The organism is Phenylobacterium sp. (assembly GCF_035569475.1).
In the GTDB taxonomy this organism is placed as follows: Bacteria; Pseudomonadota; Alphaproteobacteria; order Caulobacterales; family Caulobacteraceae; genus Phenylobacterium.
The window spans coordinates 25,707-46,903 of sequence record NZ_DATMNA010000014.1 but is presented as its reverse complement, the minus strand read 5'-3'; the positions used below and the strand labels follow the sequence as shown (position 1 = coordinate 46,903).

Here is a 21,197-nt window from a genome sequence, read left to right as displayed (position 1 = left end):
AGATCGCTCTCGTAGCTCAAGGTCGTCCGTTTCACGGCTCATCGCGGACCTCCTTCAGCTATGTCGAAGCGTTGTTTTCCTGAAGAGTTGAAGGACCTTAATTCACTGGTGCGGTCGAGAAGACTCGAACTTCCACGGGTTGCCCCACAGCGACCTCAACGCTGCGCGTCTACCAATTCCGCCACGACCGCTCGTGGTGAGCCGCGGGGGGTAGCAAACGGCGGAGGCTTTGTGAAGGGCGGCGAAAACGCCCGCCCTGGCTGGGCGGCTACTGGCCGCCGGCCATGAAGTCGTAGACGTTGGCCTCGCGGGTCACCGCGATGGAGATCTTCTCGTCGTTGATCTGGATTTCGCCGCGGGCGATCGGGTGGTTGTTGGCCAGGATCCAGACCTCGTCATTGACCGCCGTGTCGAGCGGGATCACCGCACCGCGGCCCATGCGCAGCAGTTGCTGCATGGGAAGCGTCGAGCGCCCCAGCACCACCTGAATCTCGACATTGACCGCCTTGACCTGGCTCACGGAGTTACGCCTCTCAGTACGCGAGGGCTTTGCGTCGGCTCAGCCCAGACCCCACATTGGCCGCGACATGCTTGACCGGGTGTTAAATCCAGCGACGGAAGCGCCGATTTTCGGCCGCAGCGACAACTTGCCCGCCGGTTGGGCGGTTTCGCGCGGCCCCGTGGCCTATCCGGACGCCGTGGCGGCCATGGAGGCGCGCGCCGCGGCCATCGCCGAGGGCCGGGCGCAGGAGCTGGTCTGGCTGCTGGAGCATCCGCCGCTCTACACCGCCGGCGTCTCGGCGAAGCCAGGCGACCTGCTGGATGCGGACCGGTTTCCGGTGTTCGAGAGCGGGCGCGGCGGGCAATTCACCTATCACGGCCCCGGCCAGCGGGTGGCCTATGTCATGCTGGACCTGAGCCGGCGCCGCCGCGACGTGCGCGCCTTCGTGGCCGCCCTGGAGGCCTGGGTGATCGGGGCGCTCGGCCGGTTCAATGTCGCCGGCGAGGTTCGCCCGGGCCGCGTCGGCGTCTGGGTGGCGCGGCGCCAGCCCGGCGCGCCCGCTCGCGAGGACAAGATCGCCGCCATCGGGGTCAAACTGCGCCGCTGGGTGTCGTTCCATGGGATTTCCCTGAACGTCGAGCCGGACCTCAGCCATTTCAACGGCATTGTCCCCTGCGGCGTCACCGAGCACGGGGTGACCAGCCTGGTCGACCTGGGCCTGCCGGCGACCATGGACGAGGCCGACGCGGCCTTGCGCGCCAGCTTCGAAGCCGTGTTCGGACCCCTCGCGCCCGCCGATCCGCCAGTGTAGGCACCTTCCCCAAGCCCCTGAGTCGGTGCGATGGAAGCCTCGATGCCGTACCGTGCGTTTGCGACCCCTGTCCTGTTCGCCGCCTTCCTGGCCTCCGCCGGCTCGGCGCTGGCCCTGGACGTAAGCTATCCGCCATCGAGGGCGCTGGGCGACATCGCCGCCTGGCTGCAGCGCGACACGCCGATCCTGCCGGGCCAGGTGGTCGACGTCAGCCCCTCGGCGGTCACCGCCATCACCGCGGCCCAGCCCACCGGCCAGCCGCGCGGCTTCCTGGCCAATATCGTCTCCGAAGCGGTGGACCCCCAGATCCTCGCGCACGAGGATGTCGCCTCCTGGAGCATTCCGGTGGAGGTCGACTGCGAAAAGCGCATCGTGCGCCTGGGCGTGATGACCGGCTTCCACACCCGCGACCTGCGCACCGACCCGCGCACGGTGCGTGACGCCGACGACGCCTGGGTCAATCCGGTGGCCAGCGCGCCCCTGGGAGCCGTGATGCGCGCCCTGTGCGACCGCGACTTCCGCCGCCCCTTCGACGGCAGGCTGAAGGTCGCCGCCGCCCGGTCCGCGCCACCGCCAAAGCCCGCGCCGACGCCTCCCGCGCCGGCAGCGGACGCCCCGCGCACGCCGGCCCTGCGCCCGACCCTCACGCCGGCGTCTCCGGCGCCGCCGAAGCCCAAGGCGACGGCCGCGGCGTCCGCCGGCGGCGCCGCGGTGCAGATCGGCGCCTCGCCCGACGCCAAGGACGCCGAGGCGCTGCTGGCCCGCCTCAAGACCAAGTTCGCCACCGACGTCGGCGGCCACGGCGCCGAGGTCGTCACCGCCGAGGTGGACGGCAAGACGGTGCACCGCGCCCTGATCACCGGCTTCGTCTCCGCCGCCGAAGCGAGCAGCCTGTGCGAAAAGCTGAAGGCCGGCGGCCAAGCCTGCTTCGTCCGGCGCTGAGTCGTTTGACGCCGCCGCCCCAGGGTGCATCGTGACGGCGGGCGAACTTCCTCGGGGACCTGTGATGAAAGCTTTCAAGATCGGCGCGGTGATCTGCGCCCTGGCGATGCTGGCCGCCCCAGCCTGGGCGGCGGGACCCGGCCGGGCCCCGACCATCACCGAGTCGCTCGACATGGTGAGCTACGGCGCGCCGAAGATCTCGCCGGACGGCAAGAAGGTCGTCTTCGAGCAGACGGCCACCAACTGGGAGACCAACGCCTTCGAGACCTCGCTGTGGCTGGCCGACGCCGCCGGCGGCGCGCCGCGGCGGCTGACCCTGGCGGTGAAATCCTCCAGCGACGCGGCCTGGTCGCCGGACGGCCGCTGGATCGCTTTCCTCTCCGACCGCCCGGGCGCGCTGCCCAAATCGCCGGCCGACAAGAAGCAGCTCTACGTCATGCCCGCCGACGGCGGCGAGGCCCAGCAGATGGGCGTCTTCGAGAAGGGCGCCAACGCCTTCGAATGGGCGCCTGATTCCAGGAGCCTCGCCGTCGCCGCCGAGGTCCCCGAGCCCAAGGCGATGAAGGACCGCAAGGAGACCTTCGGCGACTATCATGTGATCCACGCGGACTACGGCCTGGTGCAGCTGTGGCGCGTGACCCTGCCCCGCGCGGACGCCGCGGGCCGGGCGGGCGCGGTGGCCGGCCCCACGCCGATCACCAAGAGCGAGACCTTCAGCGTCGAGGGCTTTGCCTTCTCGCCGGACGGCAGGACCATCGCCTTCTCCGCCCAGCGCGACCCGGACCTGATCTCGGCCTTCACCAGCAAGATCTACACCGTCGACGTGGCGAGCGGGACGGTGAAGACGATCGTCGACGCGCCCGGACCCAACAGCGACCCGCACTGGTCGCCGGACGGAGGCCAGATCGCCTTCCGCGCCGCGCCGGGCGCCAAGTACTTCTTCTACGCCAACCAGAAGATCGCCGTGGTCAGCCGCGACGGTGGGCCGGTGAAGGTGGTCGATCCGGGCTTCGACGAGGACGCCGCCATCCTGCGCTGGGCGCCCGAGGGCATCTATTTCGCCGGCCGCGAGGGGACCAACTCCAGCCTGTTCCTGGCCGACCCGAAGACCCTGGCGGTGAAGAAGATCGCCCTGCCCGGCTCCGACATCGCCGCGCGGTTCTCGTTCTCCGACGGCTTCCGGCGCGCAGCCTATGTGGGCGCCGGCGCGAACCTGTTCCCGGAAATCTACGCTGCCGACCTGGCGACGCCGAAGCCCGTCCAGCTCACCCATGGCGCGGAGCAGTTCGCGGGCCTGGCGATCGCCAGGCGCGAGCTGGTGAGGTGGAAGTCCGGCGACGGCGCGGCGGTGGAGGGCGTGCTCTACAAACCCGCCGACTTCGACCCCAAAAAGAAATACCCCCTGCTGGTGGTGATCCACGGCGGGCCCACGGGCATCGACGTCCCCGCGCTGGGCGCCGACCGCTACTATCCGATCGAGCGGTTCGTGGAGAAGGGCGCCGTCGTGCTGCGGCCCAACTACCGGGGCTCGGCCGGCTACGGCGAGAAGTTCCGCTCGCTCAACGTCCGCAACCTCGGCGTGGGCGACTACGCCGACGTGATCTCAGGCGTGGATTCCCTGATCGCCAAGGGCTTCGTGGACAAGGACCGCGTGGGCGCCATGGGCTGGAGCGAGGGCGGCTATATCTCGGCCTTCATCACCACCTCGTCGGACCGGTTCAAGGCGGTCTCGGTGGGCGCCGGCATCTCCGACTGGATGACCTACTACGCCAACACCGACATCACGCCCTTCACCCGGCAGTACCTGCTGGCCACGCCCTGGGACGACCCGAAGATCTACGCCAAGACCTCGCCCATCACCTACATCGCCAAGGCCAAGACCCCGACGCTGATCCAGCAGGGCAGCGCCGACAAGCGGGTGCCGGTGGCCAACTCCTTCGAGCTGCGCCAGGCGCTGGAAGACCATGGGGTGCCGGTGAAGATGGTGCTCTACGACGGCTTCGGTCACCCCATCAACAAGCCCAAGCAGCAGCGCGCGGTGATGGAGGAGAACGAGAACTGGTTCGGCCACTACATCTTCGGCGAACCGCTGGCCCCGGCGCTGACCCCCGCGAACTAGATCGTCAGCGCCGGGCCCAGCGGGTTGGGGCCATAGCGGTTGGCGCCGGCCTCGCCGGGCATGGCGCCCAGCTCGACGCCGGCCCAGACGAGCACCAGGGTGAAGGCGAAGTCGAAGAAGCTGTTCGGCTGCGGCCAGACGGCCACCACGGAGGTCAGCACCAACGCCGCCCACCAGCCGGAGCGGCCGCGGTCGTGCAGGCGCTTCGACAGCACGCAGGCGCCGCAATAGAACAGCGGCGGATAGACGAACCACCCCGTGATCCAGTGCAGCGTCGTGCCGGCGATGGCCTCGTAGACCACCGCGATCATCAACAGCGCGAAGGCGGCGATCAGCGAGGGCATGCGCGCCGCCCGGCCGTCGGCCGAGAAGAACACCTCGCTCCAGTCGATCTGGCCGTTCATGGCGCGCCCCAGCGAATCCGAGGCTTCAGCATAGCCTCGGGTCCGCGGTCAGGCGAATTCCACCAGCACCTCGTCGGCCGCCACGCTGTCGCCGGCGGCGGCGTTGACCGCCTTCACCGTGCCGTCGCGCTCGGCGCGGATGATGTTCTGCATCTTCATGGCCTCGATGACCGCCACCGGCTCCCCGGCGCGGACCTGCTGGCCCACGGCGAGGTCGAGGGTCACCACCAGGCCCGGCATCGGCGACAGCACCATCTTGGAGGTGTCGGCGGCGGCCTTGGGCGGCAGGCGCTCGTGCAGTTCGGCGATGCGCGGGGTCAACACCAGCACCTTGGCGGCCGCGGCGCGGTGGCGGATGCGGAAGCCCTCCGGCAGGGGCTCCACCTGGGCGGAGAAGGCGCGGCCGTCGAGGACGCCGCGGAACACCGCCTTGCCGGGCCGCCAGTCGATGTCCTCCAGCGTCAGCGTGCGGCCGTCTTCGAGGAACTCCACGGTCAGCGCCTCGCCGTTGGTGACCCGCACCAGCCGCCGCTCGCCGCCCTCGATCACCACCCAGTCGTCGCGCATCAGCTCCGGGGCGGCGCGCCGGGTGATGGTGCGGTGCATGGCGCAGGCCACCGCGGCCATCAGGTCGCGCTGGAAGGCCGTGGGCGTCGTCCCTGAGAACCCGTCGGGGAACTCGTCCTTGATGTAGTTGGTGGAGAGCTTGCCGGAGCGGAACCGCTCCTGGTCCATCACCGCGGCCAGGAAGGGGATGTTCTGCCCAAGCCCCTCGATGTGGAAGTCCTCCAGCGCGCGGCCCATGGCGTCGACGGCCTCCAGGCGTGTTCCGGCCCAGGTGGAGAGCTTGGAGATCATCGGGTCGTAGAACATCGAGATCTCGTCGCCCTCGCGCACGCCCGCGTCGTTGCGGACCAGCACGCCGGGCGCGACCTCGCCCTCGGCGGGCGGGTCGTAGCGGACCAGGCGGCCGATGGAAGGCAGGAAGCCGCGATAGGGGTCCTCGGCGTAGATGCGGCTCTCGATGGCCCAGCCGCCGATCTTCAGGTCCTTCTGGGCGAAGGCGAGTTTCTCCCCATAGGCCGAGCGAATCATCTGTTCGACCAGGTCGAGACCGGTGATCAACTCGGTAACCGGGTGCTCCACCTGCAGGCGGGTGTTCATCTCCAGGAAGAAGAAGCTCTTGTCCTGGCCGGCCACGAACTCGACGGTGCCGGCCGAGTCGTAGTTCACCGCCTTGGCCAGCGCCACGGCCTGGGCGCCCATGGCCTCGCGGGTCTTGGCGTCCAGCAGCGGGCTCGGCGCCTCCTCGATGACCTTCTGGTTGCGCCGCTGGATCGAGCATTCCCGCTCGAACAGGTGGACGACATTGCCGTGCTTGTCGCCCAGCACCTGAATCTCGATGTGGCGCGGGCTCTCGATGAACTTCTCGATGAAGATCCGGTCGTCGCCGAAGCTCGCCTTGGCCTCGGCCTTCACCGCCGGAAAACCCTCCTCGACGTCCTGGGTGTTCCAGGCGACGCGTATGCCCTTGCCGCCGCCGCCGGCCGAGGCCTTGATCATCACCGGGTAGCCGATCTCCTCGGAGATCCGGATGGCGTGGGCGGTGTCGTCGATCTCGCCCACATGGCCGGGCACGACCGAGACGTTGGCCCTGGCGGCGAACTTCTTCGATTCGATCTTGTCGCCCATCGCTTCGATGGCGTGCGGGTTGGGGCCGATGAAGACGATCCCCTCCTCCGCGCAACGCCTGGCGAAGCCGGCGTTCTCCGACAGGAAGCCGAACCCCGGGTGGATCGCCTGGGCGCCCGTCTCGCGCGCCGCGGCAATGATCTTGTCGGCCACCAGATAGGACTGCGCCGCCGGGGCCGGGCCGATGAACACGGTCTCGTCGGCCATCTCGACGGCCATGGAGTCCGCGTCGGCCTCGGAATAGACCACTACGGTGGCGATCCCCATCCGGCGACAGGTCTTGATGATGCGGACGGCGATTTCGCCCCGATTGGCGATCAGGATCTTGGAAAACATCTAGCCGAGCACGCGCCTCACTTCCGAACCGAAGGCGGGGACCTTAGATTGACCGCCATGAGCACGCCACAACTCTCCCCATCCGGCTTCGACCTGACGCCACCTGGCGCGGAGGAACGCAAGGCCCTGGAGGCCTCGCTGACGCGGGAAGAGGCCGATGTCCTGCTGCACCACGGCACCGAGGCGCCCTTCTGTGGCGGTCTCTTGGATCAGAAGGACGCGGGGATCTACTGCTGCCGCCTCTGCGGCCTGCCGCTGTTCGAGCACAAGACCAAGTTCGAAAGCGGCACCGGCTGGCCGTCCTTCTGGGCGCCGGTGGACGAGACGCACGTCAAGGCGATCGAGGACCGCTCCTACGGCATGCTGCGCGTCGAGACGACCTGCGCGCGCTGCGGCAGCCACCAGGGCCACGTCTTCCCCGATGGTCCGCCGCCGACCCGGCTGCGCTACTGTATCAACTCGGTGTCGCTGGAGTTCGTCCCCTACGGCGCGCCCCTGCCGGACCGCCTGCGCCGCGGCGAAGGCGTGGCCAAGGCCACCGCGCCGGCCTAGCGCCTGAACAGCTCACTCAAGGAACTCGGGCCCCTTCACCGGGCGCCGATCGCGCCATCCACATCGCCAGCCGCGCCGCCAGCAGGCGGCGGATGAGCTTCAGCGGAAATCCTCGATAGGACGGGATGTCGCCCGGAAGCGTGACGCCGGGCGGCAGGCTGGCGACCTTGTTTCGCACCTCCACGGGAGGCGGGTCGCCGGAGAAGCGGGCGCGATAGACGGACGTCCACCACCCCGGACCGTGCTTCAGGTACATGCCCGAATTGCAGCAGGTCGCGACATACCGGGTGGTCGGCGCGGACTCCGAAAGCTTGATCCCCTCGAGCGCCTCGGCGCCGGCCACGCAGGCGAATCGGTCATCGCGATAGATCAGATATGGCGTCCCACCGAACCCATCGCGGATCGCCGCCGCATTGGGCAACGCCTCGATGAGCCGCCCTCCGGCCTGGCAATCCGAACAACAGCAGACCGCGCCCAGGATCGGCTCGCCGACCGCCTTCAACTGCACCCGGCCGCAAACACACGATGCGCTTCGCTCGATCATGGCCCCTCCCGACGTGCGCAGCCCGCACCCCTAGATCCCACGGCGAGGCGGAAATGTCCCTTCTCTTCCTGCGAGAAGGGACACTGCGTGATTCGGCCTAGTTCTTCTTGCCCGCCGGAGACTGCCCGGAGCCCGCGCCGCCCGTGCCGCCTTCGGCCGGTTCGCCGCCGGCGTCGCGGATCTGGGCGCCCAGGACGCTGTCCCCATAGCCCGAGCCCGCTCGGGTGAAGTAATTGCCCTTGGCCAGACGCAGGTTGTTCTGCACGTGGACCACGCCGGAGATGTCCTCCACCAGGCGCTCGGCGCGGTGCTTGGCCTCGCGGCTTTCCACCGTGCCCGACAGCGTCACCTCCCCGCCCGAGACCGAGATCGAAATCTCGGTGGCGTCGAGCCAGGGATCGTCGGTCAGCCGCTCGTGGGCGTCGTCGTTGATCCGCTCGTCGGCGCGCTTGTAGCCTTGGGGCCCAAGCCCCCGGGCGCCGCGATCATAGGCCCGCGCCTCCGAGCCGCCGGCGAACCAGGACGCCACCTTCTCGCCGGCCCGGTGCAGGAACTCGCCGGACTTGCGGCCGGCTTCCTCGAAGCGGTCGGAGCGGGTTTCGGGCCGCGCATTGTCGCCATAGCCGTAGCCGCGCTCGTAGTCGTAGCCGCCGGTCCCGCCGCTGGCCGGACGGTTGCTGCGGAACTCCCCGCGATAGCCGCCATACCCCGGCTCGCCATAGCCCTGGGCGTGGTAGCGGGCGCGGGTGGGGCTGTAGCCGGCGTCATAGCCGCCGGCCGGTTCGCCGTAGTCCAGGCCGCCCTCGCCGTATTCCTCGCGGTAGATCCGTTCGCCGTCGTCGCCGTAGAAGCGGCCGCCGGTGTAGTCCTGGCCGGAAACCCGCGGCAGCTTGCCGTACTCGCCGCGCCGCATGGCCGGGCTCACCCCGCCGTAGGCCGGATCCTGCCATCCGCGGCCGACCGAGCCTCCGCGATAGCCGCCGCCGTAGCTTTCCGGCGCGGCGCGGCCGTAGCTCGCCCCGCTCTCACGCTCGCCGAACACCCGGTCGCGGCCCGGCCCACCGCGGCGGGCGGCATAGGCGCCGGGCTCGGCGTCGCGGTCCCAGGTGCGGTCCTCGTCGTAGCGGCTCTGGTCGCCGGTGAGCCCTCGCCCGCCGCGGTCACGGATTTGCCGCTCGCGATCGTCCATCCAGTTGCCGGCCATGGGAAGTTCCTCCGATGTGTTGGGCGTTCTTGCGCCCACAACCGGAGCCGTCCGGCGGAGGTTCCTGGAAATCCGCCGCTATAGCGGAATGTTGTCGTGCTTCTTCCAGGGGTTGGTGAGCTGCTTGCCCTTCAGGTTCTTCAGCGCCTTGACGATCCGCCGCCGGGTGCCGTGGGGCATGATCACGTCGTCGATGTAGCCGCGGGAGGCGGCGACGAAGGGGTTGGCGAAGCGCGCCTTGTACTCGGCCTCGCGCGCGGCGATGGCGTCGGGGTCGCCGATCTCGGAGCGGAAGATGATCTCCACCGCGCCCTTCGAGCCCATCACGGCGATCTCGGCGGTGGGCCAGGCGTAGTTGATGTCGCCGCGGATGTGCTTGGAGCTCATCACGTCGTAGGCGCCACCGTAGGCCTTGCGGGTGATCAGAGTGATCTTCGGGACCGTCGCCTCGGCGAAGGCGAACAGCAGCTTGGCCCCATGGCGGATCAGGCCGCCCTGCTCCTGCTTGGTCCCGGGCATGAAGCCCGGCACGTCGACCAGGGTGATCAGCGGGAACTCGAAGGCGTCGCAGAAGCGGACGAACCTGGCCGCCTTGCGGGAAGCGTCGATGTCCAGCACGCCGGCCAGCACCTGCGGCTGGTTGGCGACAATGCCCACCGGCTGACCGTCGAGGCGCGCGAAGCCGCAGACGATGTTCTTGGCGTAGTCCGGGCTGATCTCGAAGAAGTCCGCCTCGTCGACGATCTTCAGGATCAGCTCCTTCATGTCGTACGGCTTGTTGGGATTGGCCGGGACCAGGGTGTCGAGGCTCATCTCGTCGCGGTAGGGCTCGTCGAAGCTCTCGCGGATCGGCGGCTTCTCGCGGTTCGACAGCGGCAGGAAGTCGACCAGCCGGCGGACCTGGGTCAGGGCCTCCAGGTCGTTCTCGAAGGCCCCGTCGGCGACGCCGGACTTGAGCGCGTGGACCCGGTAGCCGCCGAGGTCCTCGTGGCTGACGTCCTCGTGGGTGACCGTCTTCACCACGTCGGGGCCGGTCACGTACATGTAGCTGGTGTCCTTCACCATGAAGATGAAGTCGGTGATGGCCGGCGAATAGACGTCGCCGCCGGCGCAGGGGCCCATGATCACGCTGATCTGCGGGATGACGCCCGAGGCGAGCGTGTTCTCCAGGAAGATGTCGGCGTAGCCCGCCAGGCTCTCCACGCCCTCCTGGATGCGCGCGCCGCCGGCGTCGAAGAGGCCGATGATCGGGGCGCCCACCTTCAGCGCCTGGCGCTGCACCTTGAGGATCTTGCTGGCGTGCGCGCCGGACAGGGATCCGCCGAACACCGTGAAATCCTTGGAGAAGACGAAGACCACCCGGCCGTTGATGCGGCCCCAACCGGTGATCACGCCGTCCCCGGGGATCTTCTGGTCGGCCATGCCGAAGTCGGTGGCCCGGTGCTCGACGAACATGTCGAACTCCTCGAAGGAGCCTTCGTCGAGCAGCAGGTCGATCCGTTCGCGGGCGGTCAGCTTGCCCTTGGCGTGCTGGCTGGCGATCCGGCGCTCGCCGCCCCCGGCGCGCGCCTCTTCGCGGCGCTTTTCCAGCTCTTCGAGGATATGCTTCACGCGGAACGGCCCTTCCCTACCCGGGCGCAAGGCGTAGAGCGCGCCCGCGCGGGTGGCAAGCCGCCGTGGCGGCCGGTTCAGGCCTCGGCGAGTTGGAGGCGGGCGGTCTCGAGCCGGCGCAGGGTCAGCGGCGCGTCCGGTGTCGGTGCGGCCGTGACGCGCCCGTCGGCCATCTGGACGATAAGCTGGTCGATGGCGATGACGGTGGGCGTGCGTGCCAGGATCGGCGCGTTCTTGTCCATCTGCTCCTGGGCCTGCAGCAGGGCGTGCATGGCGGCCGGCGCGAAGGCCACCGTGGCCGCGGCGTGCTGGGCGGCGGACGGCCGCGGGCGGTCCTTGACGATCGGCGCATCGGCGGCCGGCGCGACGGCGCGCGCCATCACCGCCTGCATCAGGCCGAGACGTCCGAAAGGCGCGACCGACGCGACCACGGGACTCACTCCGCTCCATTCCGGCACAGGGGCCGTGGATTCGGATGCAGCGCGGCAAGTTCCGGGCCGAGTTCAGCTTCCGGGCAGCGCCTTGAACCAGCGGTCGAGCATCGCGGCTTCGCCGCGCAGGCGCTCGGTGCGCTCCGCCGCCTCGGCGTCGACGCCCCATTTCTCCTCCTGCCAGGCCTCGTCGAGGCGCGAGAGGTCGAAGGCCGCCTCCCCGGAGAACCAGCCGCGCTGCACCGCGAAGCTCAGCACCGACGAGCCGAACAGCGGGACGCCGAACGCCAGGCCCGCCAGGCCGAAATCGTCGAGGCGCAGCGCCAGGGCCTTCACCTGCTCAAGGGTCTGGGCCGGCTGGGGCTGGTGGACGATCCCGCTCACGGGGATGAAGCTCAGCGACAGCTCGGCCTCGGCGCGCGCCAGGACCGGGTCCCAATGCTGCTGCTGGCGGGCCACCAGGCCCGCGGGCTCGGTCGCGCGATAGCAGAGCAGGTCAGAGGCGGCGTAGTCGGCGATCTGCTGCGCCGTGGCGTCGCGGGCGTCGGGGATGGCCTCGATGGCGGTATTGGCCAGGCGCGTGGCGTGCATGGCGCCCAGTTCCAGGCGCTCGCCCTGGGCGGCCCATTCGCCTGCGACCAGCTCCGCTAGGGGCTCGTTCGGCAGCACGGTCGGCGCGCCCTTTGGCCCGCGCAGCGTCCGGCCGTCGAGCATCACGGAAAAACCGCCGTTCATCGCAGCGACAGAAACGCTGCTGTAGAACCGCCTGGGCTTGTCGCCGGGTTCGTGAAATCCTTTCGGCAAGGCTCGAATAGCTCCCGTAACGTCCCGGCCGGGATTCAGCCGCTTTCCGGTGGCATGACCGCCCGGAGGGACAAGCGCAAGGAGACAGACGGCGTGGCGCTTGCCGACCAGGACATGAAGGCCGCGATCGCGGTCACCCGTTTCGGGCTCGGGGCCCGACCCGGCGAGATCGACCAGGCTCGCCGCGACCCGCAAGGGTTCCTCAAGGACCAGATCCGCCGCTCCGGCGCCGATCAGCCCGCCGGCGCCGCGCCCACCAGCGCCCAGCGCATGGCCGAATTCCGCGAATACCAGCGCGAACGGCGCGAACTCCGCATCGAGAAGGCCTCCGACGTGCGCCCGCCCAAGCCCGCCGGCGCGGCGATGGACGCGACCGATCCGGCCATGGCCGCAGCCGCCGCCAAGGGCGACGCCCGCGACCCGGTGAAGGTCGTCGGCAATATGCTGCGCAAGGATATCAGCGAGGACTTCACCGCCCGCATCCAGTTGGCCGCGACCACGGATGCCGGCTTCCGCGAGCGCTGGACCCTGTTCTGGGCCAACCATTTCACGGTCTCGGCCACCAAGGCGATCACTGGGACCGTCGTCGGCCCCTTCGAAGAGGAGGCCATCCGGCCGCACGCCTTCGGCCGCTTCGACGACCTGCTGGGCGCGGCCGAGACCCATCCGGCCATGCTGACCTATCTCGACCAGATCCAGTCCATCGGGCCGGACAGCCAGGCCGCCCAGGCCATGCGAAACGGCGGCGGGCGCGGGGCCGGCGCCTTCGGCGGCGCGCGCCTGCAACTGGCGGCTCAGCGGACGGTCGGTCTCAACGAGAACCTCGCCCGCGAGATCATGGAGCTGCACACCGTCGGCGTGAACGGCGGCTACACCCAGGCCGACGTCACCGAGTTCGCCCGCGCCATGACCGGCATCTCCATCGGCGGCGAGCGCGACGGGGCCTATGGCGCGCCGGTTTTCCGGGTCCAGGCCCACGAGCCGGGCGAGCGGACGGTGATGGGCGTGCGCTACGACCAGCGGGGGAAGGACCAGGCCAACGCCATCCTGACCGACCTGGCCGCCAAGCCGCAGACCGCGCGGTTCATCTGCGCCAAGCTCGCCCGCCACTTCGTCGCCGACGATCCGTCGCCGGCCCTGGTGGCGCGCCTGGAGGCGGCCTGGACCGGCAGCCGCGGCGACCTGGCGACGGTGGCCGACGCCCTGGTGTCCGCGCCGGAGGCCTGGGACCCGACGCCGGCCAAGTTCAAGACGCCCTACGAGTTCATCGTCTCCAGCTTCCGCGCCGCGGGCGGCTCGCCGATGGGCTTCCAGCAGGTGGGGCCGATCCTGACCTCTCTCGGCCAGAAGCCGTTCTCGGCCCCTTCGCCCAAGGGCTGGCCGGAGGACGCCCAGTCCTGGGCGGCCCCCGACGCCATCGTCAAGCGCATGCAGTTCGCCCAGGCCTTCTCGGCCGGCGCCGTGCATGACCGCGACCCCAAGGCCCTGGCGGCCGATGCGCTGGGCGAACGGCTCAGCCCGGAGACCGCCAAGGCCATAGCGCGGGCCGAGTCGCGCCCCGAGGGCTTCGCCCTCCTCCTGATGAGCCCGGAGTTCCAACGCCGATGAACGCTTTCACGCCCTCCCGCGCCCATTCGCCGACAAGACGGGGCCTGCTCGCGACCGCGGCCGGCTTCGGGCTCTCGCTGCAGCTCCTGGCCGTGCCGGCCATGGCGGCCGACGGCGAGCTCAACAAGCGCAAGGTGATCGTGGTCATCTGCCGCGGCGGCATGGACGGCCTCACCGTCGCCCCGCCGATCGGCGACGGCGAATACCGGGGCCTGCGTGGCGGCCTGGCGCTCGGCGACGCCGCCCTGCCCCTGGACGGGACCTTCGCGCTGCACCCGCAGCTCACCGCCGTCCACGCCCTGGCCAAGGCCGGCGAGGCGCGGATCGCGCCGGCGGTGGCGACGCCCGACCGGGCGCGTTCGCACTTCGAGGCGCAGGACGTGCTGGAAACCGGCGCGGCCGGTGTCTATTCGACCACCTCCGGCTGGCTGAACCGCACGGTCGAGACGCTGTCGGCGCACCGCAAGGTCGACGCCCTGTCGATTGGCGCCACCGCGCCGCTGATCCTGCGCGGCAAGGTCCAGACCGCCTCCTGGTCCCCCGGCCGCGGGGTCGACGCCGAGGCGCGCCTGCCGACCCTGCTGCAGGACCTCTACCGCAACGACGCCCTGCTCGGCCCGGCCCTGGCCCGCGGCCTGGCGACCGAGACCATGGCCAAGGACGCCACCGCCGGCCTCGACGGCGGCCAGCCGGCCATGATGGCGAGCGGCAAAGGTGTCGGCGGGGGCGCACAACAGGGCCGCGAGGCCGCCAAGACGCTCGGCCAGTCCCTGGCGGGCTTCATGCGCGAGCCCGGCGGGCCCACAGTGGCGGCGATCTCCCTCGACGGGTTCGACAGCCACGCCAACCAGGCCGGGCTGCTGAACCAGCGCCTGGCCTATCTCGACGCGGTGCTGGACGGCGTGCACACGGGCCTCGGCCCGGAATGGAAGAACACCGTGGTGCTGGTGGCGACCGAGTTCGGCCGCACCGCGCGCGCCAACGGCACCGGCGGCACCGACCACGGCACCGGCTCGACCGCGCTGATCCTGGGCGGGTCGCTGAAGCCGGGCGGCATTGTCGGCGACTGGCCGACGCTCAAAGCGAACGCCCTGTTCGAGAACCGCGACGTGGCCCCCACGGTGGACATGCGCGGCCTCTTCAAGGGCGTGCTGGCGGAGCACATGGGCGTCGACCGCGCGGCCCTCGACAACGCCATCTTCCCGAGCAGTGCGGCCGTGAAACCGGTGCTGGGTCTGGTCTAAGGGCTTCCCTTCCCATTCATGGGAAGGGGGGACCGTCCGCCGAAGAGCGGATGGTAGGAAGGCCGAGCCACAAGCTCGGCGCTTCGCCATCCGCCGGGCCCCACGGCCTGAGCCCCACCCTCTCGACCGCTCCCGCTTCGCGGGAAAGCAACATCACTTCGGCACGGCGTCGAAGGCGACGGTCAGGCGGGTCTCGTCGGTCGTGAACGGCACCGTGCCGTGCCACATGTAGGACGGGAACAACACCAGCCGGCCGGGCTTCGGCCGCACGAAATGGGCCGGCGGCAGCGGCGGGTCGGTCATGAACGGCGGTTGGCCGAAGCGGATCCAGCCCTGCCTGTCCGGGCTGTCCAGCGCCGCATCCGGGGTCTCGACGTAGAAGGCCGAGGACAGCCAGCCTTCCGGATGGAAATGGTCGCGGTGGAAGCCGTTGGGCCTGAGGCGCACCGACCAGGCGCCCTGGATGCGGTAGTCGAGCATGTTGCGCCGCCGCAGCGGATCGTCGCCCGGCCCCAGCCTGGCCATGTGTTCGCGGATCGGCGCGTCGATCGCCCGGAAGAAGGCCTGCACCGCCGGGGCGTTGGAGCCGGTCAGCAGGTGCATCGACTGGCTGCCGTGGCGCAGCGACTGGTTGGTCGGGTGCTGCTGGTAGGAATGCACCTCTTTCAAGGCCTTGGCGAGATCACCTAAGAAGGCCTCGAGGCTCGGCCAGCCCTCCGGCGTGGCCAGGTCGTAGGCGCCGACCATGGCGTCGTAGTCGCAGAGCCGGCCGTATAGCGGGTCGCCGGCGGCCCGCGCCGCGGTCGCCGCCCAGCCCCAGAGCGACTGGTCGTCCGGATGGGTCTCCAGGGCGGCGCTCAGCTTGGCCAGCGCCGCCTCCGGGCGGCCCCGCGCCAGGTCGACGATGGCGGCGTACTGCATCACGCTGCGCGAGGCAGGCTGGGCGGCCTCGGCCAGGCGCACATAGCGTTCGGCCTCGTCGGGGCGCTCCAGGCGCAGCGCGAAATCCGTGGCCGACATCAGGATGATGGCGTCGCCCGGCATCTTGCGGCTGGCCGCCTCCAGCAGGCTCGCGGCGCGCTCGGCCTGGCCCGCGGCGTCATAGAGCGTCGCCTTGGCGACCAGCAGCGGCGTGGGCGGCGCGCCCGCGTGGAAGGCGGAATCCAGCACACTATCGGCCACGGCCAGGTCGCCGCCCAGCATCCAGATGTAGTTGGCGTATTCCGCGGCCACGTCCAGCGAGGCCGGGGCGCGCATCAGCGCCTGGCGGTAGGCGTAGTCGGCGCGCTGGTGGTTGCCCGCCGCGCGCAGGGCCCGGGCGTAGACGGCGAAGGTCTGCGGCGTGTCGATGCCAAGGCTGAAGGCCTTCTCCGCCGCGGCCACGGCCTCCTGCGCCCGGCCCAGGTCATCGAGGGTGGCGGCGTAGTTGTGCCAGGCGATGGGGCTCGATCCGAACCGCTCGATGGCCTGGAGGTCGAAGGCGAGCGCCTCCTCGTTGCGCCCGACGCGCTTCAGGGCGCCGGAGTGGGAGGCGAGCGCCAGATGGCTGGGCGCGGGGCCGCCCGCCAGGGCCGCGGTGATGGCCACCGCCGCGTCGGTCATGCCCTGGGCCATCAGGGCCTCGGCGCGCTCGATCTCGGCGGCTTCGCTCATCGGCGGACTCTCTTGGAACTGGATGTGAAGGGTTCGGGATCGGCCTCGTGCTCGTCGAAGCCGAAGCGGCGCAGGCCGGCGCGGAATTCCGGGCTGATCGGCGCCTCGAGGACCAACTGGCCGCGGGAGGGATGGGCCAGGACCAGGCGGCGCGCATGGAGCTGCAGCTTCAGCTCGCCCGACAGCTCGCGGGAGGCCTCGGTGGCGTATTTCGGATCGCCCAGGATCGGATGCCCCATGGCCAGCATGTGCGCGCGTAGCTGGTGGGTGCGCCCGGTGTGCGGCCAAAGCGCCATCCAGGCGGCCTTGTCGGCGGCGCGGGACAGGGTGACGAACTCGGTTTCCGCAGGCTCGGCGCGCGGGTCCTTGGGGTCGGCGGGGACCACCATCTCGCGGTCGCCGACGCCGGTCTTCATCAGCGGCAGCTCCAGCACGCCCTGGCCGGGCTTGGGCAGGCCCGCGACGAGCGCCCAGTAGGTCTTCTGCGCGCGGCGCTTGGCGAAGGCGCCGGCGAGCTTGGCCGCCGCGCCCGGCGACTTGCCCAGCACCAGGACGCCGGAGGTGTCGCGGTCCAGCCGGTGGACGAGCCTCGGCCGCTCCAGCCCCTCGCCCCAGGCCGAGAGCAGGCGGTCCACGTGCTTGACGGTCTTGGTGCCGCCCTGGACCGCGAGACCAGCGGGCTTGTTCAGCGCCAGCACCTCCTCGTCCTCGTAGAGCACCAGGGACTTGGCGTAGGCGATCTCGCGCGGGTCGAGCTGGCCCTTCTCCCGCTGGGGTCCGGCCTCCGGCAGGGGCGGCACGCGCACCTGGGCGCCGGCGGCGAGGCGGGTTTCCGGCTTGGCGCGGCCGCCGTCGACGCGGATCTGGCCGGAGCGGGCCAGCTTCTGGATCTGGATGTGGTTCAGGTGCGGCCAGCGGCGCTTGAACCAGCGGTCCAGGCGCACCCCGTCCTCGCCGGCGTCGACATAGAGGGTGCGGACCTCCTTCATGCCAGGACCTTGCGCATCAGCATCAGGCCAGCGAACAGGGCGACGACCGAAAGCACCACCGAGGCGACGCTGTAGAGCGCCGCCGCCGCCCACTCGCGCCGCTCGATCATCAGGGCGACATCCAACGAGAAGGCCGAGAAGGTGGTGAAGCCGCCCAGCACGCCAACGCCCACCAGAACCCGCCACCGCTCCTGGTCCGCCCCCCCGCGGTGCGCCAGCACGCCGATGAGGCAGCCCATCAGGAAGCCGCCCAATAGGTTGATGGTGAAGATGCCGCTGGGCCAGCCGGTCCCCAGCACGGCGCGCACCCGGTCGTTCAGCAGGTAGCGGCTCACCGAGCCCAGGGCGCCGCCCAGCGCGACGAACAGCAGATTCAACATCGCCCCCTTATGCGACGGCGCGGGGCCCGCGCAAAGGCCGTCAGGCGGGCCCGGCGATCGAGCGTTGCACGCCGCGCGCGTCATAGACATCGCCGTCGGCGGGCTTGGGGCCGCGGCCCATCAGTACTTCAAGCGTGGCGGTCAGCGCCGGGCCGCCGCCGAGGTTGAAGGCCGTGCCGAGGCCGGCGCCCACGGCGCTGTGGCGGCCGAAGCTGACGCCGCCCACGCTGAGGCCCACCCGCGGGCCGGCGTCGGCCCGGTCCCAGCTCACGAACCGGCCGGTGACCCGGAACCAGTCGTAGCCGTCGGCCAGGGCTAGGTCGGCGGCGCGGCGCAGCGCATAGTCGGAGACCTGCCCCCGGGGCGCGCCCTCCCCGCCGTGGAAGGTCACGCGATAGCGGCCGGGCTCGATGCGGGATTCGGAAAAGCCGACGCCTTGCGGGCCGGCAGCCGGCTGATAGGCGGTCGGCGGCGGGGTGGCGCAGGCCGCCAGCGAAAGCGCGGCGAGGCCGGGCAGGATCAGGCGTTTCATGTGACGACCTTTCGCGAACACTCCGTCCCGAGTCGTGAATCCTAGCCTGAATACGGGCCGCGCGGCTGCGCAGTTCCGCGGCCTAGCCGAGGCCCAGCGCGGCGATCAGGGCGGCCATGTCCGCCGGAACCGGCGCCTCCAGCCGTTTCTCGCCGCCGGAGGGGTGCGGAAAGGTGAGCGCGGCGGCATGTAGCATCAGGCGCGGGACCGGGTGGCCGCCCGCCACCAGGGCGCCGCCATAGCGGGCGTCGCCGGCGATGGGGCGGCCGATATGGGCCAGGTGGACGCGCAACTGGTGCATGCGCCCCGTCTCAGGGTCGAGCTCCAGCAGGGCCGCGCCGGGCGCCTCGGCCAGGGTGCGATAGCGGCTGCGGGCGGTCTCGGCGTCGGGATGGCCGGGGTCGCAGACGCGCATGTAGGCCTCGCGGCCCTGCTCGTCGCGGCGCAGGGAGACGTCGATGGTCCCGGCCCGGGGCTCCGGCGCGCCGGGGGTGACGATGGCGCGATAGGTCTTGGCGAACTTCCGGGCCATCATCGCCTTGCCGAGGAAGCCGGCGGCGGGCTTGGTCCGGGCGGTGAGGATCACGCCGGAGGTGTCGCGGTCGAGGCGGTGGATCAGCCGGGGCCGGGCCTTGCCGGGCTTGGCGAAGGCCCAGAGCAACTCGTCCAGCGTATGGACCTGGCCGCGCCCGCCCTGGCTCGACAGGCCCGCGGGCTTGTTCAGCGCCAGGACGTCGGGGTCCTCGTAGATCGCCAGGCCGCGCACGAAGGCGATCTCGGCCGGCGTGAGCCTGATCGGCGGCTTTTCCCTCCCCTTCATGGGGAGGGTGGCGAGCGCAGCGAGACGGGTGGGGAAATCGCGTTCAAGCGCTGACTCATCACTCCGGCCCGCACTTCCCCACCCGACCTCGGCGGAGTTTATCCTCGGGCCCGCGTTCGCGGGACCCGGGGGCCGCGGCCGCCCTCCCCATGGAGGGGAGGGAAATCGCGATATTGGAGAGCGGCGTCACGAGCCCCGTTCCTTGCGCAGAGCCGCCCAGCGGTCGAGCCGTTCCTTGATCCGCGCCTCGGCGCCCTCGCCCTTGGGCGTGTAGAAGACCTGGCGGTCCATCTCGTCGGGGAAATAGCTCTGGCCGGAGAAGCCCTCGGCCTGATCGGGGTCGTAGGCGTAGCCCTTGCCGTAGCCCAGGTCCTTCATCAGCCGCGTGGGCGCATTGCGGATGTGCATCGGCGGGCCGAGCGAGCCGGTCTCCCGCGCCGCCTTCATCGCCGCCCCATAGGCCTTGTAGACGGCGTTGGACTTGGGCGCGGTGGCCAGGTGCACGGTGAGCTGCGCCAGGGCGATCTCGCCTTCGGGCGAGCCCAGGAAGTCGTAGGTGTCCTTCGCCGCATTGGCGAGGATCAGCGACATGGGGTCGGCCTCGCCGATGTCCTCGGCCGCCGCGCGGATCAGGCGCCGCGCCACGAACAGCGGGTCCTCGCCGCCGGCCAGCATGCGCGCCAGCCAGTAGAGCGCCGCGTCGGGGTCGGAGCCGCGGATCGATTTATGCAGCGCCGAGATGAGGTTGTAGTGCTCCTCGCGGTCCTTGTCGTAGGCGGGGCTGCGCTTCTGCAGCACCTGACCCAGGTCCTTGATCGAGAGCGGCCGGGCCGAGCCGATGTTGAACAGGGTCTCGGACAGGGTCAGCAGATAACGCCCGTCGCCGTCGGCGAGCGCGGTCAGCGCCTGGCGGGCGTCCGGTTCCAGCGGCAGCGGGCGGCCCTCGAAGGCCTCGGCCTTCTCCAGCAGGGTCTCCAGCGCCGCGTCGTCCAGGCGCTTCAGTACGAAGACCTGGCAGCGGGACAGGAGCGCTCCGTTCAGCTCGAAGGACGGGTTCTCGGTGGTGGCGCCCACCAGGGTGACGATCCCCTCCTCGACGAAGGGCAGGAAGCCGTCCTGCTGGGCGCGGTTGAAGCGGTGGATCTCGTCGACGAACAGCAGGGTCGACTGGCCGGCCAGCCGCCGGACGCGAGCCTGCTCGAACGCCTTCTTCAGGTCGGCGACGCCGGAGAAGACCGCGGAGAGCTGCTGGAACTCGTAGCCCGCCTCCTTGGCCAGCAGGCGCGCGATGGTGGTCTTGCCGGTGCCGGGCGGCCCCCAGAGGATCATCGAGGCCAGGCGATGGGCCTCCGCCATCCGCCGGACCGGGCCGTGGGGGCCCAGCAGATGATCCTGGCCCACCACCTCGTCGAGCTTCTGCGGGCGCAGCCGGTCGGCGAGCGGCGATGGCGCCTGGGGCGTCAGGCCCGCGGCTTCGAAGAGGTCGGCCATCCGGGTGTCTTAGCCGCGATCGGCGTTCCGGTCGAACCGCGCGCGGGCGGCGACGATCTCGTCGCTGTTGGCGAAGGCCCACTCGCCCAGGGCGTCGATCGGGCAGCGCAGGGACTGGCCGAGCGGCGTCAGTTCGTAGTCCACGCGCGGCGGAATGCTCGGGGTGACGGTGCGGGTCACCAGGCCGTCGCGCTCCAGGCCGCGCAGGGTGAGCGTCAGCATCCGCTGCGAAATGCCGTTGATCGCGCGGCGGATCTCGTTGAACCGCCGCGGGCCCGGGCCCAGCAGCATGACGATCATCACGCTCCATTTGTCGCCGACGCGCGAGAGGATGTCGGTGACCGGGCGGCAGGTGTTGGCCACCGAAGCCACGCCGCCCTTCTCGATCTGGGCGAACAGCTCGGCGTGCGAGAGGCCGCCCCGGGTGCTCTTGGGCGCCGGCGGGCAGGAGGCCTCGGAGGCGGTTACATCGATGTGCGCGGGTTTCAAAAAAGTGCCTTCTTGCGAGGTTTCGGTCGGTTACTCAAA

21 protein-coding genes and 1 tRNA gene are annotated in these 21,197 nt (G+C 70.7%); 6 read left to right on the top strand and 16 right to left on the bottom strand.

The window, feature by feature from the left end:
- Nucleotides 1–106: 106 nt before the first annotated feature.
- Nucleotides 107–191, bottom strand: a tRNA-Leu gene (locus VNW53_RS02060).
- A gap of 77 nt (nt 192–268) precedes the next feature.
- Nucleotides 269–520, bottom strand: a complete 252-nt coding sequence (locus VNW53_RS02055) for a FliM/FliN family flagellar motor switch protein (protein WP_293369979.1) — start codon at nt 518–520, stop codon at nt 269–271.
- 67 nt (nt 521–587) lie between these two features.
- On the opposite strand from VNW53_RS02055, the gene lipB reads away from it, so the two are divergent.
- From lipB to VNW53_RS02040, 3 genes are all read left to right on the top strand, one after another.
- Nucleotides 588–1,313 (top strand): lipoyl(octanoyl) transferase LipB, encoded by a 726-nt coding sequence (lipB, locus tag VNW53_RS02050; RefSeq protein ID WP_325553299.1) that lies wholly within the window; start codon nt 588–590, stop codon nt 1,311–1,313.
- Nucleotides 1,314–1,355: 42 nt separating this feature from the next.
- Nucleotides 1,356–2,255, top strand: a complete 900-nt coding sequence (locus VNW53_RS02045) for an SPOR domain-containing protein (RefSeq protein WP_325553297.1) — start codon at nt 1,356–1,358, stop codon at nt 2,253–2,255.
- 64 nt (nt 2,256–2,319) lie between these two features.
- Nucleotides 2,320–4,374, top strand: a complete 2,055-nt coding sequence (locus tag VNW53_RS02040; RefSeq protein ID WP_325553296.1) for a S9 family peptidase — start codon at nt 2,320–2,322, stop codon at nt 4,372–4,374.
- Here VNW53_RS02040 and VNW53_RS02035 read toward each other — a convergent pair.
- Entirely contained in the window at nt 4,371–4,778 is a 408-nt protein-coding gene (locus VNW53_RS02035) for a DUF805 domain-containing protein (protein WP_325553294.1), read from the bottom strand. The two genes, VNW53_RS02040 and VNW53_RS02035, sit on opposite strands and share 4 nt — an antisense overlap.
- A 48-nt stretch (nt 4,779–4,826) precedes the next feature.
- A complete protein-coding gene (locus tag VNW53_RS02030; RefSeq protein ID WP_325553293.1) occupies nt 4,827–6,806 on the bottom strand; it encodes an acetyl/propionyl/methylcrotonyl-CoA carboxylase subunit alpha in 1,980 nt (659 codons plus the stop codon).
- A 57-nt stretch (nt 6,807–6,863) separates the two neighbouring features.
- Here VNW53_RS02030 and msrB point away from each other — a divergent pair, with 57 nt between their 5' ends.
- Nucleotides 6,864–7,358, top strand: a complete 495-nt coding sequence (gene msrB, locus VNW53_RS02025; RefSeq protein ID WP_414693228.1) for a peptide-methionine (R)-S-oxide reductase MsrB — start codon at nt 6,864–6,866, stop codon at nt 7,356–7,358.
- A gap of 16 nt (nt 7,359–7,374) precedes the next feature.
- On the opposite strand, the gene VNW53_RS02020 is transcribed toward msrB, so the two are convergent.
- The 5 genes from VNW53_RS02020 to VNW53_RS02000 form a co-directional block, all read right to left on the bottom strand.
- Complete coding sequence (locus VNW53_RS02020) at nt 7,375–7,902, bottom strand: hypothetical protein (RefSeq protein WP_325553289.1); 528 nt, start codon at nt 7,900–7,902, stop codon at nt 7,375–7,377.
- Between the two features lie 97 nt (nt 7,903–7,999).
- Nucleotides 8,000–9,106: a BON domain-containing protein gene (locus VNW53_RS02015; RefSeq protein WP_325553287.1), complete on the bottom strand. Its 1,107-nt coding sequence runs from the start codon at nt 9,104–9,106 to the stop codon at nt 8,000–8,002.
- 78 nt (nt 9,107–9,184) lie between these two features.
- Nucleotides 9,185–10,717 (bottom strand): acyl-CoA carboxylase subunit beta, encoded by a 1,533-nt coding sequence (locus VNW53_RS02010; protein WP_325553285.1) that lies wholly within the window; start codon nt 10,715–10,717, stop codon nt 9,185–9,187.
- Between the two features lie 77 nt (nt 10,718–10,794).
- Complete coding sequence (locus VNW53_RS02005) at nt 10,795–11,148, bottom strand: hypothetical protein (protein ID WP_325553284.1); 354 nt, start codon at nt 11,146–11,148, stop codon at nt 10,795–10,797.
- Nucleotides 11,149–11,220: 72 nt separating this feature from the next.
- Nucleotides 11,221–11,952 (bottom strand): ATP12 family chaperone protein, encoded by a 732-nt coding sequence (locus VNW53_RS02000; protein WP_325553283.1) that lies wholly within the window; start codon nt 11,950–11,952, stop codon nt 11,221–11,223.
- A gap of 93 nt (nt 11,953–12,045) precedes the next feature.
- Between VNW53_RS02000 and VNW53_RS01995 the strand changes: the two genes are divergently transcribed.
- Both VNW53_RS01995 and VNW53_RS01990 read left to right on the top strand, forming a co-directional pair.
- Nucleotides 12,046–13,560: a DUF1800 domain-containing protein gene (locus tag VNW53_RS01995; RefSeq protein ID WP_325553282.1), complete on the top strand. Its 1,515-nt coding sequence runs from the start codon at nt 12,046–12,048 to the stop codon at nt 13,558–13,560.
- Entirely contained in the window at nt 13,557–14,804 is a 1,248-nt protein-coding gene (locus VNW53_RS01990; protein WP_325553280.1) for a DUF1501 domain-containing protein, read from the top strand. Before VNW53_RS01995 ends, VNW53_RS01990 begins: the two co-directional genes overlap by 4 nt.
- Nucleotides 14,805–14,957: 153 nt before the next feature.
- Here the strand turns inward: VNW53_RS01990 and VNW53_RS01985 are convergent, their stop codons facing one another.
- The 7 genes from VNW53_RS01985 to VNW53_RS01955 all read right to left on the bottom strand — a co-directional run bounded on the left by VNW53_RS01985 (nt 14,958) and on the right by VNW53_RS01955 (nt 21,158).
- Nucleotides 14,958–16,457: a putative 2OG-Fe(II) oxygenase gene (locus VNW53_RS01985; RefSeq protein WP_325553279.1), complete on the bottom strand. Its 1,500-nt coding sequence runs from the start codon at nt 16,455–16,457 to the stop codon at nt 14,958–14,960.
- The gene (locus tag VNW53_RS01980) at nt 16,454–17,446 is read right to left on the bottom strand and encodes an RluA family pseudouridine synthase (protein ID WP_325553278.1); all 993 of its coding nucleotides are present in this window, start codon (nt 17,444–17,446) and stop codon (nt 16,454–16,456) included. Before VNW53_RS01980 ends, VNW53_RS01985 begins: the two co-directional genes overlap by 4 nt.
- A complete protein-coding gene (gene crcB, locus VNW53_RS01975) occupies nt 17,443–17,826 on the bottom strand; it encodes a fluoride efflux transporter CrcB (RefSeq protein ID WP_325553276.1) in 384 nt (127 codons plus the stop codon). Before crcB ends, VNW53_RS01980 begins: the two co-directional genes overlap by 4 nt.
- A gap of 40 nt (nt 17,827–17,866) precedes the next feature.
- Complete coding sequence (locus tag VNW53_RS01970; protein ID WP_325553275.1) at nt 17,867–18,358, bottom strand: CC0125/CC1285 family lipoprotein; 492 nt, start codon at nt 18,356–18,358, stop codon at nt 17,867–17,869.
- 82 nt (nt 18,359–18,440) lie between these two features.
- A complete protein-coding gene (locus VNW53_RS01965; protein WP_325553273.1) occupies nt 18,441–19,178 on the bottom strand; it encodes an RluA family pseudouridine synthase in 738 nt (245 codons plus the stop codon).
- 186 nt (nt 19,179–19,364) lie between these two features.
- A complete protein-coding gene (locus VNW53_RS01960) occupies nt 19,365–20,669 on the bottom strand; it encodes a replication-associated recombination protein A (RefSeq protein ID WP_325553271.1) in 1,305 nt (434 codons plus the stop codon).
- 9 nt (nt 20,670–20,678) lie between these two features.
- Entirely contained in the window at nt 20,679–21,158 is a 480-nt protein-coding gene (locus VNW53_RS01955; RefSeq protein WP_325553270.1) for a helix-turn-helix domain-containing protein, read from the bottom strand.
- Nucleotides 21,159–21,197: the final 39 nt, after the last annotated feature.